This is a genomic window from Streptomyces sp. NPDC086519, assembly GCF_040686075.1.
Taxonomy (GTDB): domain Bacteria; phylum Actinomycetota; class Actinomycetes; order Streptomycetales; family Streptomycetaceae; genus Streptomyces; species Streptomyces shenzhenensis.
Window position 1 is genome coordinate 114,813 of the sequence record NZ_JBFBJL010000005.1, and the last position, 15,947, is coordinate 130,759.

At 72.5% G+C, this 15,947-nt stretch carries 10 protein-coding genes; 6 read left to right on the forward strand and 4 right to left on the reverse strand.

The features are described 5' to 3' along the window. Positions 1 to 28 precede the first annotated feature (28 nt). The gene (locus tag AB0P24_RS07375; protein ID WP_365791246.1) at positions 29 to 787 is read right to left on the reverse strand and encodes a DUF2182 domain-containing protein; all 759 of its coding nucleotides are present in this window, start codon (positions 785 to 787) and stop codon (positions 29 to 31) included. Beyond that, positions 784 to 1,398 (reverse strand): DUF1326 domain-containing protein, encoded by a 615-nt coding sequence (locus tag AB0P24_RS07380; RefSeq protein ID WP_365791247.1) that lies wholly within the window; start codon positions 1,396 to 1,398, stop codon positions 784 to 786. The genes AB0P24_RS07375 and AB0P24_RS07380 overlap by 4 nt, the downstream gene beginning before the upstream one ends. Before the next feature lie 271 nt (positions 1,399 to 1,669). Here AB0P24_RS07380 and AB0P24_RS07385 point away from each other — a divergent pair, with 271 nt between their 5' ends. Then, positions 1,670 to 2,650, forward strand: a complete 981-nt coding sequence (locus AB0P24_RS07385) for a chlorophyllase (protein ID WP_365791248.1) — start codon at positions 1,670 to 1,672, stop codon at positions 2,648 to 2,650. 66 nt (positions 2,651 to 2,716) lie between these two features. Here AB0P24_RS07385 and AB0P24_RS07390 read toward each other — a convergent pair whose 3' ends face one another. Beyond that, a complete protein-coding gene (locus AB0P24_RS07390; protein WP_365791249.1) occupies positions 2,717 to 3,466 on the reverse strand; it encodes a D-Ala-D-Ala carboxypeptidase family metallohydrolase in 750 nt (249 codons plus the stop codon). Positions 3,467 to 4,272: 806 nt separating this feature from the next. Between AB0P24_RS07390 and AB0P24_RS07395 the strand changes: the two genes are divergently transcribed. Beyond that, on the forward strand, positions 4,273 to 5,073 hold the full coding sequence (locus AB0P24_RS07395; RefSeq protein ID WP_365791250.1) for a hypothetical protein: 801 nt from the start codon (positions 4,273 to 4,275) through the stop codon (positions 5,071 to 5,073). Positions 5,074 to 5,345: 272 nt separating this feature from the next. Continuing rightward, a complete protein-coding gene (locus AB0P24_RS07400) occupies positions 5,346 to 6,665 on the forward strand; it encodes an alpha/beta hydrolase-fold protein (RefSeq protein WP_365791251.1) in 1,320 nt (439 codons plus the stop codon). A 45-nt stretch (positions 6,666 to 6,710) separates the two neighbouring features. On the opposite strand, the gene AB0P24_RS07405 is transcribed toward AB0P24_RS07400, so the two are convergent. Continuing rightward, entirely contained in the window at positions 6,711 to 8,387 is a 1,677-nt protein-coding gene (locus tag AB0P24_RS07405) for a phospholipid carrier-dependent glycosyltransferase (RefSeq protein ID WP_365791345.1), read from the reverse strand. Between the two features lie 316 nt (positions 8,388 to 8,703). On the opposite strand from AB0P24_RS07405, the gene AB0P24_RS07410 reads away from it, so the two are divergent. From AB0P24_RS07410 to fxsT, 3 genes are read left to right on the forward strand one after another with little or no spacing between them, the layout of a single operon-like run. Continuing rightward, complete coding sequence (locus tag AB0P24_RS07410; protein WP_365791346.1) at positions 8,704 to 10,158, forward strand: hypothetical protein; 1,455 nt, start codon at positions 8,704 to 8,706, stop codon at positions 10,156 to 10,158. Next, on the forward strand, positions 10,155 to 11,249 hold the full coding sequence (locus AB0P24_RS07415; RefSeq protein ID WP_365791252.1) for a MoxR family ATPase: 1,095 nt from the start codon (positions 10,155 to 10,157) through the stop codon (positions 11,247 to 11,249). The genes AB0P24_RS07410 and AB0P24_RS07415 overlap by 4 nt, the downstream gene beginning before the upstream one ends. Next, positions 11,249 to 15,919: an FxSxx-COOH system tetratricopeptide repeat protein gene (gene fxsT / locus AB0P24_RS07420; protein ID WP_365791253.1), complete on the forward strand. Its 4,671-nt coding sequence runs from the start codon at positions 11,249 to 11,251 to the stop codon at positions 15,917 to 15,919. The genes AB0P24_RS07415 and fxsT overlap by 1 nt, the downstream gene beginning before the upstream one ends. Positions 15,920 to 15,947 lie beyond the last annotated feature (28 nt).

Genomic DNA, 15,947 nt, shown 5'->3' on the forward strand with positions numbered 1-15,947 from the left:
GGGCCGCGCGCCGGCCGGGCCACCGCGCTCACATCCCGGGCGCGGCGCCGCCGGTGAGGCCCGGAGCCAGGGCCGGGACCCAGAAGACGGCGCCGGCCAGGGCGATCGAGGCGATTCCCACGGCACGGGCCACCAGGCGGCCGGCCGGCGCCAGCTTCTCGGCGGTGATCACGGTGGTCAGGACCAGCATGGCCCACAAGTTCATCACACCGAACGCCGCCAGCAGCACCATCAGCGACCAGCAGCAGCCCAGGCAGAAGCCCCCGTGGTGGGCTCCGGCCCGCAGATCACGCGTGGGCCTCGGGTACGAGGCGTAGCGCAGCGTGACCCCGATCGGCGAGCGGCACCTGGCCAGGCACCGGTCTTTGAGGGGCGTGAGCTGGTAGACGCCGCTGACCGCGAAGACGGCCGCGGCCACCGCGGTCCCCGTCGCGGCAGGCAGGCCCGCCACCCGGCCCAGGCCGGCGGCCAGCCCGTACGCGGGCAGCCCGGCCGCGGCCCAGACCAGCAGGTAGGCGACCGTGAAAACGACCATGTGCGGCACCCTGCGCACGGTGATGGTGCGGGCGTACAGCGCCGCGACGGACGCCGTGGCGGGCAGCATCATCGCGGCCGTCATCAGCGTCCACACGGCCAGGAACGCGGGCAGGCCCAGGCCCATCGTGCCCGGCATCGCCCGGGTGCCGCCCCAGTGCGTCACCATCCAGACCCAGGCGGCCGCCGCCGCGACCAGCAGCAGCCCGGCGGGGCCCGTCCCGCGGCGGAGGGCGACCGGCCGACCGGTCACGCGGACCACGTGAAGGGCGCCGAGTGTCCGTTGCCGCCGGAGAAGTCCCAGGACCGGCCGTACACGCCCGCGCCCGTCGCCCGGGTGGACCTGGCGATGGCCAGCGTGCTGTTCACCGGGTGGAACATGCCGGTCAGGCCCATGACCGGACCGTCCTCGCCGAACTGCGGGGCGACCTGGTCCTCGATCTCGATGTCGATGGCGTCGCCCGCCCGTGCGGTGTGACGGCGGCCGTCGTCGCGGTAGTCGATGCGGACGCGCTCCACGCCGAGGACGTCGCCGATGAGCGGAGCGAGCGCCGCCATCGGCCCGCCGGCCTGACCGGAGAAGACCCTGCCCAGCGCCTCCGCCTGGTCGTCGTCGGCCGAGGCGTCCAGGTACAGCGCCACCTGCCAGTCGCCTTCGGCCATCACCCGGGGCGCGTCGACGAAGACGGCGACGTTGCGGTCGGAGACGTTCACGCCGTCCACGTTCCCGCTGTCCACGTGGAACGCGAAGGTCACCTGGCAGCGCTCGTGGTCGGCCGGTGCGGTGAGGCCCGAGGTGGTGCAGGGGCACACCACGTCGCAGTTGCAGCTCTCCAGATACGTGCCGCTCAGATTCCAGGGCATGGCTGTTCGCCTCCCTCTTTACGTCCCCCTCGGTGAAGGGAATGCATCGGGAGGCCCGTTTCGTCCCGGTTGCACCCTTCCTCAGGTTATTCCCGACGGAGCCCGGCGCGCAGATCCGCCGCCGACGCGGCGCACCGCCCCGCCCTCGGGTGGTCGCTCCCGCGGGGCCGGTCCGGCATCGCTTGACAAACGGGACGTTGTTCCGGATAGTAATCGGGACAGTGTTCCGTTTCGCTCGGTCGCGGCCGGACGTAGAAGGGAATTGCTCACCATGAGTTCATCCACCGAATCCGCCGACATCGCCGGCACTGCTGCCGCCTTCGGCGCATCCGCTCCCGTCCTGTCGTACAACCCGGTGACCCTGTCCGTGCCCGGACGACCCGTGGATCTCCAGGTCCGTGTCTCCGTGCCCGCGACCGGGACCGGCCTGCCTGTCGTCCTGCTCTCGCACGGGCACGGCGGGTCCAACAACCTCTCCTCGCTGAACGGGTACGCCCCCCTCGCCAGCCTCTGGGCGGCCGCCGGGTTCGCCGTCGTCCAGCCGACCCACCTCAGCTCCCGGACCCTGAGCCGACAACTCGCCGGCGCCCCCGGCGCCCCTTTCTTCTGGCGCTCCCGCGCCGAGGACATGAGTCACATACTCGACCGGCTCGACGAGATCGAGAACACCGTGCCGCAGCTCGCCGGGCGCCTCGATCACGACAGGATCGCCGTCGCCGGGCACTCCCTCGGCGGCCACACCGCGAGCCTCCTGCTGGGCGCGCGGATCACCGACCCCGGCACCGGGACGGAAGTGGACCTGAGCGAGCCCCGGATCAGGGCGGGCGTGCTGCTGGCCGCACCCGGCAGGGGAGGCGACGTCCTCAATGGCTGGATGGCCGGGCAGGTGCCGTTCTTCCACACCACCGACTTCTCCACGATGACCACGCCCACCCTGGTCGTCGCCGGCGACAAGGACGACTCCACGCACTTCACCGACATCGGCCCCGACTGGCACGCGGACCCCTACCACCTCGCCCCGGCACCCAAGACCCTGCTCACCCTGTTCGGCGCCGAGCACCTGCTCGGCGGGATATCGGGATACGACGCCGACGAAACCACCGACGAGAACCCCGAGCGCGTCGCGGCCCTCGGGCACCTCACCGCGGCCTACCTGCGCACCCAGCTCCAGCCCGACCCGTACGCCTGGCAGGCGGCGTGCGAGGCGCTGACGACGGGAACCGCCCCGGCCGGACGGGGCGAGTGCAAGTAGGCCGCGCGCGAGGTGGCCGGGTGTTTTGACGTCTTGTCACGTGCTCCTGCTCGCCCGGGAGCGGCGTCAGACGGTGCCGTCCTCCCACCACCAGGCCCGGCCGAGGTCGGCCCGGCTGTCGACGTGCTGGTGGTCGGCGGTGTACGTCTCCAGCCCGGAGAACCCGCAGGTCTCCGCCTTCTGGTAGACGGTCTTGTTGGCCACCCCGGGCACGTCGAGGTCGGCCGCGGTGCCGTACAGGTGCATGCTGTCGCTGGCCCCGCCGATCTCGGCGTTGTGCGCGATGCTGCGGAAGCCGGAGTTGACCGTGATCGGCTGGTCGCCCAGCTTCTTGCGCAGCGCCTCCAGCTTGTACATGCAGCGGCGGACGTTCTCCTTCACCTGCGCCGCGCTCAGCTTGCCGCCGTCGAAGGTGCCGTCCGACTGGTTCACGAACTCGCTCCAGTCGAAGTGGAGCGTGGAGCCGTCCGACTGCTCCAGCGCGTTGAGCTTCGCCTGGGTGCTGGGTCCGACGCTGGCGTCGGCGGTGAGGCCGTACGCGGTCTGGAAGCGGCGTACGGCAGCCGCCGTCCCGGGGCCGAAGTCGCCGTCGACGCTCACCCGGCTCTGGCCGGCGCTGTCCGCCGCCCAGCCCGCGATCCGGATCTGCAGCTCGGTCACGTCGGCGCCGGTGGCGCCCTGTTCCAGGGTGCGCGACCACGCATAGGCCTGCGCGGTGCCGGCGAACAGCAGCTGGCCGAAGGCGACGCCGGCGCCGGCGGCCAGCGTGCCGCGCAGCATGGTGCGGCGGTCGATGGGACGGAAGGAGGAGGTCATCGTCGTCCTTTCGGAACATCGGAAAAGGTCGGCAGTCGATCGGGAACGTCACGTTCTGCGCGTCGGTGTCGTAGACGCGCGCGGGCAGGACGAAGTGGGCGCCGTCCTTGGCGCCGGTGGCGACGGTTCCTCACTCGGCAGCGTGCACCCGCCTCTCCGTCACGGGCCCGAACGAGCCGTCCGCCGCGATCGCCGTGGGCCGGCTCGGCCTCGTCGCGAGACCGAGTGCGCACCGTGCCCCGACCGTCGGGTCCCCCGTCGATCCCCGCCGCGGCGTGGGCCGTTCGCTCGGGGTGCCCGCAGACCGCGGCCGCGGTGGCCCGGACTGAGCCGCGCGCGCCGCCGTCGGCCCGTACCGGGGCAGGACCGCTGCCACGGCGAGGGCCGGACCCCGCAGAAGCGTCCACCGCCCCATCTGTGTTCCCCCTCTGCGAGTCGCAGGAAACTCCCGGCGCGGGACGTGCCGGCAGCGGCCGCCCCGATGTCCGGATCCCCTCGCCGCCCCGGATCGGGACACCGGCGCCCCCGCCTCGTCCCGCTCGCCGAACAGCCCCGCAGACGGGCCACCCTGTGGCGGGGGGGCAACCGGGTCCTACGCAGATCCTGATCCCCGGCGCGGCGCGGCGCGGTGCGGTGCGGCACGGCGCGGCGGTAGTGGCGCGGCGGTAGTGGCGCCTGACCGCCCCCTGAACATGGTCGGAACACGGGGGCAACCGTGACCGTCCCCCACATGTCTAGCGGGTGTGACACAGCATCAGGGCTTGCCGCCCGCAGGCGGCGAGCCGTCCATCCCTAAGGGGGATTCCATGCGCATCCGCCCGGCCGTCACCGCCGTGTCCCTTGCCACCGGCCTTTTCGCCCTTGCCACGTCGGTGCTCCCGACAGCCGCCCAGGCGGCCGACCGGGCCGCGCCCAGTGACACGGTGTTCTCGAACGTCGTCGTCAACGGCGGCAAGGACATCGTCCTCGGCCTGACCACCAAGAAGACCGTCACCATCACCTGGACGGCGACGGACCCGGACGGCGTCGCCGCGTCCTGGGCCTACCTGTGGCACGGCCCGAACACCGACGACGCCGACGGCGCCCTGCCGCTGTACCCGCCGACGGGTACCTGCACGGTGTCGCCCACCGACCCCACCACCTCCGCCTGCACGGTGAGCATCGCCGTGGACGCCGCGCGGGACCTCGACCACAACGGCCTCGCCGGTACCTGGAAGGTGCTCGCCGGGGCCCAGGACCGTACCGACGACTGGACGGAGATCGACGCCGCGGGCACGGCCCGGGTCAAGCGGCTGGCCAAGGTGACGGTGAACGCCTCGCCCGAACCGGTGAAGAAGGGCCGGACCGTCACCGTCACCGGCAGACTCACCCGCGCGAACTGGGACAGCGGCAGCTACACCGGCTACCAGGGGCAGGCGGTCAGGTTGCAGTTCCGCAAGAAGGGCAGCAGCACCTACACCACCCTGAAGACGGTCACCAGCGGCAGCGCCGGAGCGCTGAGGACCACCACCACGGCCAAGACAGACGGCTACTTCCGGTACGTCTTCGCAGGCACCGGCACCACCGGCCCGGCGACCGCGGCCGGCGACTTCGTCGACGTCAGGTGAGCACGACGGCCCCCGCGCCGGGGGCCGTCCGCCGGGTTGCCGGACCGCTGGAAGCCGTCGAAATCCAGCAGCGCGATCTTCTGGCCGCTGCCGGTGTACGGGCCGCGGAGGGTGGCGTCCGTCACCTCCCGGCCGCGCTCCCCCCGCCCGACATGGCGTAACAGGTCATGTCTTCTTCCTGAATCCCTCGTTACGGAACGCGGAAGGCTCTTCCGCCCTCCTCCTGTGCGGAAGCAACGAATCACGGGCAGGGAAAACAGGGACTGAGTGACATGGGTTTGACCAGTCGTACGACGGTATACGCGCTCGCGGCGCTGGCCGCCCTGTGTGTGGCGCTCCTGGTCTGGCTGTGGCCGCGGTTCGCCAGGCCGGGGCTGTGGCCTGTGCTGGGGCGGCTCGGGGCCATCGGGGTGACGCAGGTGACGATCGTCGCGGCGTTCGCGTGCGCGGTGAACTCGTCGTACCAGTTCTTCGGCTCCTGGAACGAACTGCTCGGCAACGTCGACACCGCTCCGGTCGGCGTGACGCAGGCGGCCGGCGGGAACGGCGGCGGCTCGGTGAACGGCATAAGCAGTGTGCACGGGGCGTCGCTCGTGCAGCCCGCGGGTGACCAGCAGTTGAGCCGGGTCAGCGGGCTGCCCGAGGGGCCCGCCGCGGCCGTCGGCCGGGTGGAGTCGGTGAAGATCATCGGCCGGCGCACCGGCGTGGTCGACCCGGCCTTCGTCTATCTGCCGCCGCAGTACTTCCAGAAGGCGTACCACCGCATGCGCTTCCCGGTGATCGTCGCGCTCAGCGGCTACCCGGGCAGCATCTACAACCTCGCCCAGCACCTGCGGGTCTCGCAGACCGCGGGCGAACTCCAGCGCAAGGGCCGGATGCAGCCGACGATCATGGTGATGATCCGGCCCACCATCGCCCCGCCCCGCGACACCGAGTGCGTGGACGTCCCCGGCGGACCGCAGACCGAGACGTTCCTGGCCAAGGACCTCCCGGACGCGATCAAGTCCGTCTACCGGGCCGGTCACGACGCGAGCGCCTGGGGCGTCATGGGGTACTCCTCGGGCGGCAGTTGCGCCCTCCAGCTCACGATGCGCGACCCCGGCGCCTACACCACGGCCGCCGCCCTGTCGCCCGACTACCGGGTCAAGGACGACCCCACCACCGGCAACCTGTTCGGCGGCGGACCCGGCCGCCAGGCCCGGATCGACGGCCACGACCTGATGTGGCGGCTGAAGCACCTGCCCGCGCCCCAGGTCTCGGTCCTGGTCGCCAACAGCAAGCACGGCGAGAAGGGCTACCAGCAGACCGAGGCCTTCATCAAGGCCGTCAAGGCGCCCATGCGGGTCGTCTCCATCCTCCCCGAGAACGGCAGCCACAACTTCCCCACCTGGGTACGGGAGATGCCCGCCGCCCTGACGTGGATGAACGACCAGCTGACCTTCCCCCAGGACGTCGTGCCCCGCCACCACGCCAGGACGCCGGCCACCTCGGCGGCGGGCACGCCCACTCCTCGCCCCGCTTCCGGCCACGACCACCGCTCGCTGCGCGCGGAGGGACCTGCGCCCAGCCCCACGGCCTCGGCACACCGCTGACCGGCCGCCCGTCGCACCGAGCTGAACCCGAGAGGCGGCTGAGCCTCAGATCCAGGTGTCGAGCCACATCCTGGCCTGCCAGCCGCTGTAGGGGATCGTCTGCCCGGTGTAGACGGGGAAGAAGTAGACGAAGTTCCAGGCGATGAGGAGCACCAGCACCCCGGCGGCCACCGCGCCCCGCAGCCGCCGCCGCTCCGTGGCGCCCGGCGGACCGAGCACCGCTGCGATCATCATGGCCACGGCCAGGCACAGGTACGGCACGAAGACCACGGCGTAGAAGGAGAACACCGTACGGTCCTGGTAGAGGAACCAGGGGAGGTAACCGGCCGCCACCCCGCACAGGATCGCGCCCGCCCGCCAGTCCCGGCGCATGGCCCACCGGTACAGCAGGTAGGCCAGCGCGAGGCAGGCCGACCACCACAGCAGCGGGGTGCCCAGGGCGAGGACCGTGCGGGAGCAGGAACCCGTCATGGAGCAGCCGTCCTGGCCGGGCTCGGGGGAGTTGTAGGCGAACAGCACGGGACGGCCGAGGACCAGCCAGCTCCACGGGTTCGACTGGTACTTGTGCGGCGTGTGCAGGCCCACGTTGAACTGGTACACCAGGTACTCGTAGTGCCAGAAGCTGCGCAGCGGGGCCGGTATCCACGACCAGGTGCCGCCCCGGCCGTCCGCCCAGTGCCGGCCCCAGCCGTCGTCGGACAGGAACCAGCCGGTCCAGGTCAGCAGATACGTCAGGAGCGCGGTCGGGACGAGGGAGAGGACCGACCGGCCGAGGTCCCGGCGCAGGACCGCCCGGTACGGGTGACGGGCGCCGGCGACGCGACGGGCGCCGACGTCCCACAGCAGCGTCAGGACCACGAAGAAGACCAGGACGTACAGACCGTTCCACTTGGTCGAGGCCGCGAGGCCCAGGAGCACACCGGCCGCGAGGCGCCAGGGCCGCCGGCCCGTCGGGGCCCGGTCACCGGTGTCCGCGTCCGGGCGCACCCGGCCCTCCGCGTCGGCCGGCAGGGCCGCCGCGAGCCGGGCCCGGGCCCGGTCCCGGTCGATCAGCAGGCAGCCGAACGCCGCCAGCACGAAGAACATGACGACGAGGTCGAGCAGCGCGGTGCGGCTCATCACCAGGTGCAGGCCGTCGATCGCCATCAGCGCCCCGGCCAGGCAGCCCAGGAACGTCGAACGGAACAGGCGGCGGCCGATGCGGCACAGCATGAACACCGACAGGGTGCCGAGGACCGCCGTCATGAAACGCCAGCCGACGGGGTCGAGGCCGAACACCCACTCGCCGACGGCGATCACCCACTTGCCCGTGGGCGGGTGCGCGACGAAGGAGCCGGTGTCGGAGAGCGAGATCACCTGGGGGTGCGCCAGGATCTGGGGGTCGGCGATCTTGCGGTCCGGCCAGGTGCCCTCGTACCCGAGATGCAGCAGTGCCCAGGCGTCCTTGGCGTAGTACGTCTCGTCGAAGACGAGGTCCCGCGGCCGGCCGAGACGCCAGAAGCGCAGGGCGCCGGCCAGGGCGGTGACGAGCAGCGGGCCCAGCCACTCCGTCGCCTTCGCGAGGCGCCGTGCCCGGTCCGGGCCGAGGCCCAGCAGCCGCCACAGGCGGGTGGCGGGTTCGGGGAAGGGCGGGACCAGGCGTTCCCGGACACCGGAGTGCGGGCCCGACCGCGGGCCGGTGAGCGAGCCGGTGTGCGGGCCGGTGTGCGGGGCCGGACGTATGCCGTCGAGGTCGTGGGAACGGGTCGCGCTGCTGTTCGTCACCGGACGACCTTAGGCCGTGCCCCCGCCCGGCCGCGAAGCGGCAGCCGTACGGCGGCGGCCCGCCCGGCCGACCGCCTGGCGGATGCCTGTGACTGAGCGCTTCGGGGTGGTCACGGGTAACGCCTGGCCATACCCTGGACTCAGGGCTGCGGTGCCCGGACTACCCTGCGACGGGAGGGAGTTGAGGGGCACAGGAGCCATGACGGGGGGACGCTTGTTGAGTGGCGGAAACGGCGGTCATGCGGCGGGTTTCGAGCATGAGCTGGTAGAGCAGATGTGCGCGGTGTCGGGACTCGATGCACCGGGAGGGCGCGATCTCTTGATCGACATGCTGGCGGGCCGGTTACCCGAGTTAGCCAACCTCCGGCGACACGACCGGAAGCGGCACGACATCATGGAGATAGCCCGGGCCTGTTGGCAACGGCCCACCGGGCTCTCCGTGCTGGTGGACACCCTCCAGGTGTACGACCCCGGTTCCCTTCCCGTGCTGAGGATCACGGAGCTCGTCGCCGCCTCGCCGGTTCTGGCGGTACTGCCCGAAGCCGAGTTCCGCAGAGCCCGCTCGCTGCTCGGCCGCTTCCCGCACCCCGATCCGCAGGGCCTGCTGCACGCGGCGGCCGGTGACCTTCCGCTCCCGGCCCGCCCGGTCGCCACCCTCCAGGAGGCCTTCGACTTCCTCGCCGGGGCCAATGCCCGCCCCGACGGCCTGCTTCCCGTGCTGGCCCTGGTGGAGCACGCGATCGCGGCGGGCGCGGCGTCCGGCGTCGACCGGCAGGTCATCGACGACCTGCGCGGCTGGAACGACGACCAGAGCAAGCGACTTGACCTGGTGAAGCCCCTTGAGATCTTCCGCTCACAGCTCACCCAGGGGGTGGCGGAACCGGCTCCCGCCTGTCTCGTTGTCCAGTTGAGCAAGCACGGGATCAGCTCGGACGAGTACCTGCTGTCCCACTGGCGCCAGCGGCGTCCGGGCTCGTGGCGGCCGGAGCGAGGAGAGGACCAGATCGTGGCCCTGGACGAAGTCGAGGCCGCGGTCGAGCAGTTGGTCGGCAGCGTCGAGGAGGACTGGGGCGAGCGCCCCGGCAGGCCGGTCCTTGAGTTCGTGCTGCCCGTGCAGTTGCTGAACAACCCCATGGAGTGGCTGCCGACGGCCTCGCACTCGTCCTCGGCCACCGCCCTGTGCCTGGACTACCCGGTGGCGCTGCGGAGCCTGGAGCGGATGCGGGCCCGGCGGTACCACCGGCGCTGGCGCAACCGCTGGCAGCAGCTGATGGCGGCCCCCCGGATCGTCTGCCACTGGGACACCACGGGTGAACGCGGCCACGACCCGGTGCGCTGGAACAGCACGCTCGCCGCCGACGACCGGCTGGTGTCCGTCGCGCTCACCGCGCCGCCGCTGCCCGAACCCGAGGGCCGCCAGGCCACGCTCGAAGCCGCCCTGCGGGCCGGCGTGCCGCTGGCCGTCTGGGACCGCCGGCCCACGCCCCCGGGCGACTTCAGGAAAAGGGTCGACAAACTACTGAAGGGAACGGCCGCCGAACTGCCGCAGCGGGTACGGCAGTTGCGCAGCGAGGCGGCCACCGCTGCCGCGCCGCGACGGGAGGCGCACGCGGGACGTCACCTCGCGGTGCTCCTCGACGATCCGAACCGGATGGTGGACTGGTCCGAATACCCGGCGTCGGATCCCGTCAGCGTGCGCGGCGGACACAACGACGAGGGGACCTCATGAGCCGCGTGCAGCACCCGGTGGAGAACAGCCACAACGGCGGGCCGGTCAGCCGCAGTTGGTGGATCTACCGGGGCACCGGGCAGCCGCTGCCCGACATCCGTCTCGCCGACGTGCTGCCGCCGCCGCCCGGCTGGCGGGCCTTCGACGGCGGTCCGGTGCTGCCGCCCGTACCGGCCGAGAGCGCCGAGACCGACCGCCGGCTCGGCAGCGCGGGCCGCACCACCTCCCGGCAGAACCCGCACGACATCGACATGATCAACACGGCGCTGCTGCTGCGCAGGCCGCTGCTGGTGACCGGCCGTCCCGGCATCGGGAAGTCCACGCTGGCCTATCTGGTCGCCCGCGAACTGGGCCTGGGACGCGTCCTGCACTGGGGGATCACCTCGCGCAGCACCCTGCGCTCGGGACTGTACGAGTACGACGCCATCGGCCGCGCCCAGGCCTCCCTCGGGCGGGGCCCGGCAGCCCTCGCCGACGGCGGCGCCGAGGCGGCACCGGAGGGCGGCACCGGGGCACGGATCGGGGACTTCGTACGGCTGGGCCCGCTGGGCACCGCCCTGCTCCCGTACGAGCTGCCCCGGGTCCTGCTCATCGACGAGCTGGACAAGGGCGACATCGACCTGCCCAGCGACCTCCTCCATGTGCTGGAGAACGGCTCGTACGACATCCCGGAACTGGTCCGCGCCCGCCATCACGAGGGCCAGGCACGGGTGTTCACCGACGACCCGGACACCACGGTCACGGTGACGGACGGCCGCGTCCGGTGCCGGGCCTTCCCGTTCGTCGTCATCACCAGCAACGGGGAACGGCAGTTCCCGCCGGCCTTCCTGCGCCGCTGCGTCCGGCTGGACGTCTCCCCGCCGCGCGAGGACCAGCTGGCCGCCATGATCGCCGCGCACTTCCGGGACCAGGAGGGCCGGCATGACGACATGATCCGGGCGTTCGTGGAGCGCAGCCGCCAGAACGGCGGACTGGCGACCGACCAGTTGCTCAACGCGGTGTTCCTGCGGACCGCCGGGGTCCGGGAGGACGAGGAGTCCTGGGGCGAGCTGCTGGAGGCCCTGTGGCGTGAGCTGTCGGGGGCGCCCTGATGGGTGATGACTCGCGTGCCCGTCCGGAGGCCTTCGAAGTGGCGGAGGGCCTCTGGCTGCACGCGTACCAGACGCTGGCGGCGCGCCTGCCGGCGTCGCACCGCCCGCCGCAGCCCCGGCCGACCGGGCTGTCGGGGCTCTCCGGGCTGCCCGAACCCTCCGGCGGACCACCGGTGTCCGGTGGGACGGGCGGGAGCGACGGGACGGGCGGGGCAGGCCGGACAGGCGGGACCGGTGGGACCGGTGGGACCGGCGGTCGTCCGACAGGGGAGGCCGGCACCGGAACGACGGGCGAGGCAGCCGCGGACGCGGTGGGCCCCGAGCTGTCCGATGGCGCGGGTGACACCGGCGAGGTGCTGCTCCTGCCGTTCCCGCACGCCGGGGCGGAGCGGCCGGACCGGCAGACCCGGGCCGACGTGATCGAGTCGGTCGAGCTCCTTGAGCCGGTCGAGCCCGTCGAGCCCGTCGAGCCGGTCGGGCCGGTCGGGCCGGTCGGGTCGGCCGGGTCGGCCGGACCGGTGGAGCCGCTCGGCACGCGGCCGGATCTGCGGGACGCGGCGGGGATCACCCGCGCGCTGCGGGTGCTGAAGCAGCTGGTGCCCTCGGCGTTCGAGGTCGAACTGGACGAGGAGACCACCGCGGAACGCGCCGCCGAGGACGGCCTGTGGGTGCCCTACACCCGGTCGGCCTACGAGCGCCGCTTCGATCTGGTGCTGGTGGTGGACGACCATCCGACGATGGTGATCTGGGAGCGGACGGTCGCCGAGTTCACGGCGGTGGCGGAGCGGCTGGGCGCCTTCCGTGACGTACGGGTGCGCCGGCTCGGCCTGCGCGAGACCCCGCGGGGGCCGGAGGCGGTGCTGCGCGGGCCGTACCCGGCGCGCGATGTCCTCGGTGTCCCCGGCGAGTTGGTGGACCGCGCCGGCCGCCGGATCATCCTGGTCCTCACCGACGGCCTGGGACCGCTGTGGCGCACCGGGGCCGGTCGGCGGGCGCTGGAGCTCTGGGCGGCGGCCGGGCCGGTGGCGGTGGTGCATCTGCTGTCCCAGCGGGACTGGCACCGCACCGCGCTGGTGCCCCGCCCGGCGCGGCTGCGCGGCCCCCGCGCGGGGGCCCGCACCACCGAACTGGCCGTGGACCTCCCGGCCGAGTGGCGCGACCCGTTCGACCCGCCGCCCGCCGCCTGGACGGCGGCGGTCCCGGTCCTCGAACTGGACGCGCGGTGGCTGGGTCGCTGGGCCGCTCTGGTGGCCGGTGCGGAGCCCGACTGGGTGGAGGCCCCGGTGCTGCTGCTCGGCGCGCCCGACGAGCCCGACGAGCCCGACGGTCCCGACGAGTTCGACGAGTCCCGGGAGTCCGGGGAGCACGCCGCCCAGCAGCCGTTCGGCGTCCCGGCGCCCTCGGTGCAGGAGCGCATCCGGCGCTTCCGCAGCCATTGCACCCCCACCGCCTTCCGGCTGGCCACCCATCTGGCCGCCGCGGTCCTGGAACCCCGGCTGGTGCGGGACGTGCAGCGCAGGCTGGTGCCCGAGGCGCGGCCGGCCCATCTGGCCGAGCTCTTTCTGAGCGGCCTGCTGGAGCAGCCCGCGCACCCCGAGCCGCACGGCGTCACCGCGCCCGGGCCGCTGGAGTTCGTCGACGGGGCGCGCGAGGCGCTGCTGGCGGGCGCGATGCGCGCGGACACGGCCCGGGTGGTGAACTCCGTGTCCGAGTTCTACGGCGACCGCGTCGAGGCGGCCCGCGGGCTACAGGGTGCGCTGCTCGCCCCGGAGGACGAACCGGTGCCACAGGCGACGGCGGAGAGCGCTCCGTTCATGCGTGTCGAACTGGCTGTGCTGCGCGCCTTGTCGGGGCCCTATCTGAGGCGGGCCCGCCGGGTCAGCGCGGCTCTGGAAGGGGCCCCGCCCGGTGCGTCGATCACTGAGAATTCGCGGCCAATGGGCCACGATGTTCGAGATGTCCGTAATAAACATGAAAAATCAGATTTGGGCGGCCTGGACATGACCGACACCACTGCCAGTGAGCACCAGCACGCGGCGGGAGATTCCGCGAGCGCGACTCCCGTTCGGGAGATTCCCGCTCCGAGCCCCGACGGGCAGCCGGGCGCCGACCTCTCGTCACCCGGCAGGGCGGTGCCGGGGCCGGCCGCGCCGCAGTCGCGTCAGGCGGCTCCGCAGCGCGCCACCGTGCCGGTGGTCTGGGGCAGTGTGCCACCGAACAACCCCAATTTCACCGGCCGCGAGGAACTCCTCACCCAGGTGCATCAGCAGTTGCTGACGGGCGACACCTCGGCCGTGCTGCCCCACACCCTGCACGGCATGGGCGGGGTCGGGAAATCCCAGATCGCCATCGAATACGTCTACCGGCACGCGTCCGAATACGACGTGATCTGGTGGATCCCGTCCGAACAGCCGACGATGATCCTGACCGCGCTCACCGAACTCGCCCACCGGCTCGGCCTGAACGTGGGCACGGAAGCCAACCGGGCGGTTCCGGCGGTCCGCGAGGCCCTGCGCCGGGGCGAGCCCTTCGACCGCTGGCTCCTGGTGTTCGACAACGCCGAGAACGTCGAGGCCGTACGCCCCTACTTCCCGACCGGCGGCACCGGCAAGATCCTCATCACGTCCCGGAACCAGGAGTGGGACCGGGTGGCCAGGACCCTCTCCGTGGACGTCTTCACGCGGGAGGAGAGCAAGGCGCTGCTGCGCCGCCGGGCCCGCGACCTGTCCGACTCCGACGCCGACCTGCTCGCCGAGGAGCTGGGCGACCTGCCGCTCGCCATCGAGCAGGCCGCGGCCTGGCAGGCCGTCACCGGCATGGCCGTCTCCGAGTACCTGGGGCTGATCCGGGAGAAGATCGCCGAGCTGATGCTCGAACTGGTCCCCTCGCCGGACTACCCCATGTCGGTGGCGGCCGCCTGGGACGTCTCGCTGCGCCAGCTCGAACAGCGCAACCCCGCGGCGCTCCAACTCCTCCAGGTCTGCTCGTTCTTCGCGCCCGAGCCGATCTCGCGCTCCCTCTTCAACAACTCGCGGAGCACCATCGCCCCCGAGCTCGACGAGGCCCTGCGCCACCCGATCAGGCTGGGCCGGGCCATCCGGGAGATCAACGTCTACGCCCTGGCCCGCATCGAGCACCGGCACGACACCGTCCAGCTGCACCGTCTGGTCCAGGCGGTCCTGGTCAACCGCATGTCCCCGCAGCAGCAGGCGGACATGCGGCACGGCGCGCACCTGCTCCTCGCCGACGCCAACCCCAACAGCCCCGGCTCCCGGGAACTGTGGCCGCGCTACCAGCAACTGCTGCCGCACATCGCGGTGTCGCGGGCCGTGGAGTGCGACTCGCCCTGGGTGCGCAGCCTGATCCGTGGCGTCGTGGAGTTCCTCTACTACTGGGGCGACCACGACGGCGCGGTCTCCATGGCACGCGAGGCGCTGGAGGTGTGGACCGCGAAGTTCGGCGGGGAGGACCAGCAGACGCTGGAAATGGCGAAGTGGCTGGCCTATCTCCTGCGCATGGTCGGAGAGTACGAGGAAGCCGCCGCCATGATGCAGCGCACCGCGGACACCTACATCCGGGTCGCCGGCGATGACGACGAGGGCACCCTGGACGCCCTCATCCAGCTGACCAGCGGGTTGCGCCTGAGGGCGGAGATGGCGCAGGCGCTGGAGATCAACCGTTCGGTCTACGACCGCTGCCTGCGGGCCTTCGGCGACGACGACCCCGCCACCCTGCGCGCGGCCCACAGCCTGGGCGTCGGGCTGCGGTTGATGGGCCTGTACAAAGAGGCCCGCGACTACGACACCGAGACGGCCCGGCTGCGTGCCCTCGCGCTCGGCGAGAACCACCTCGACACCCTGAACACCCTCAGCAACCTCTCCATCGACATCCGTGAGACCGGCGACTACTCGGGCGCCGTCATCCACCAGGAGGACGTCTACGCCCGTTACGTCGCGACCTACGGCGAGGACAACCCCTCGACGGTGAGCTGTGCCCGTGTTCTCGCGGTGTGCCGTCGGCGTGCCGGGGACCACGACGGGGCGGTGCAGCTCGGCGAACTGGCGCTGTCGAAGTTCGAGAGCCGCTACGGCGCCGACCATCCGGACTCGATCGCCTGTGCGGCCAACCTGGTCGTCGACCTCCGGCAGGACGGCCAGTTGACGCGGTCCAGGGAACTGGGCGAAGCGACGGTCGGGCGCTACACGGCCAAACTGGGCAGCGTCCACCCCTACACCCTGTCGGCCCGCACGAACCTGGCCATCACCCTGCGTCAGCTGGGCGATTCCGACGCGGCCGGTGAACACGTCGGCGTCGCGCTGCGGGGCCTGCGCGAGTCGCTCGGCGACGAGCACATCCTCACGGTCACGACGGCCCTCGGCATGGCCAACCACCACAGCGCCGAAGCGCGCCACGAGGAGGCTCTGGACCTGGACCAGAAGTCCCTGGAGATCCTCACCCGCACCTTCGGGAAGGACCATCCGACCACCCTGGCCTGCGCCAACAACGTCGCTCTGGACCTGCGCGCGCTGGACCGCGTGGACGAGGCCACGGTGCTGCACACCGACACCCTGACCCGGTTCCGCCGGACGCTCGGCGAGAGCCACCCGGCGACCGTCGCCGCGGCCAGCAGCCGGCGGGCCGAGGCCGACATCGCCCCGGTGCCCTTCTAGGCGAGGCCCCCGGCCCGGCCTATGCCGG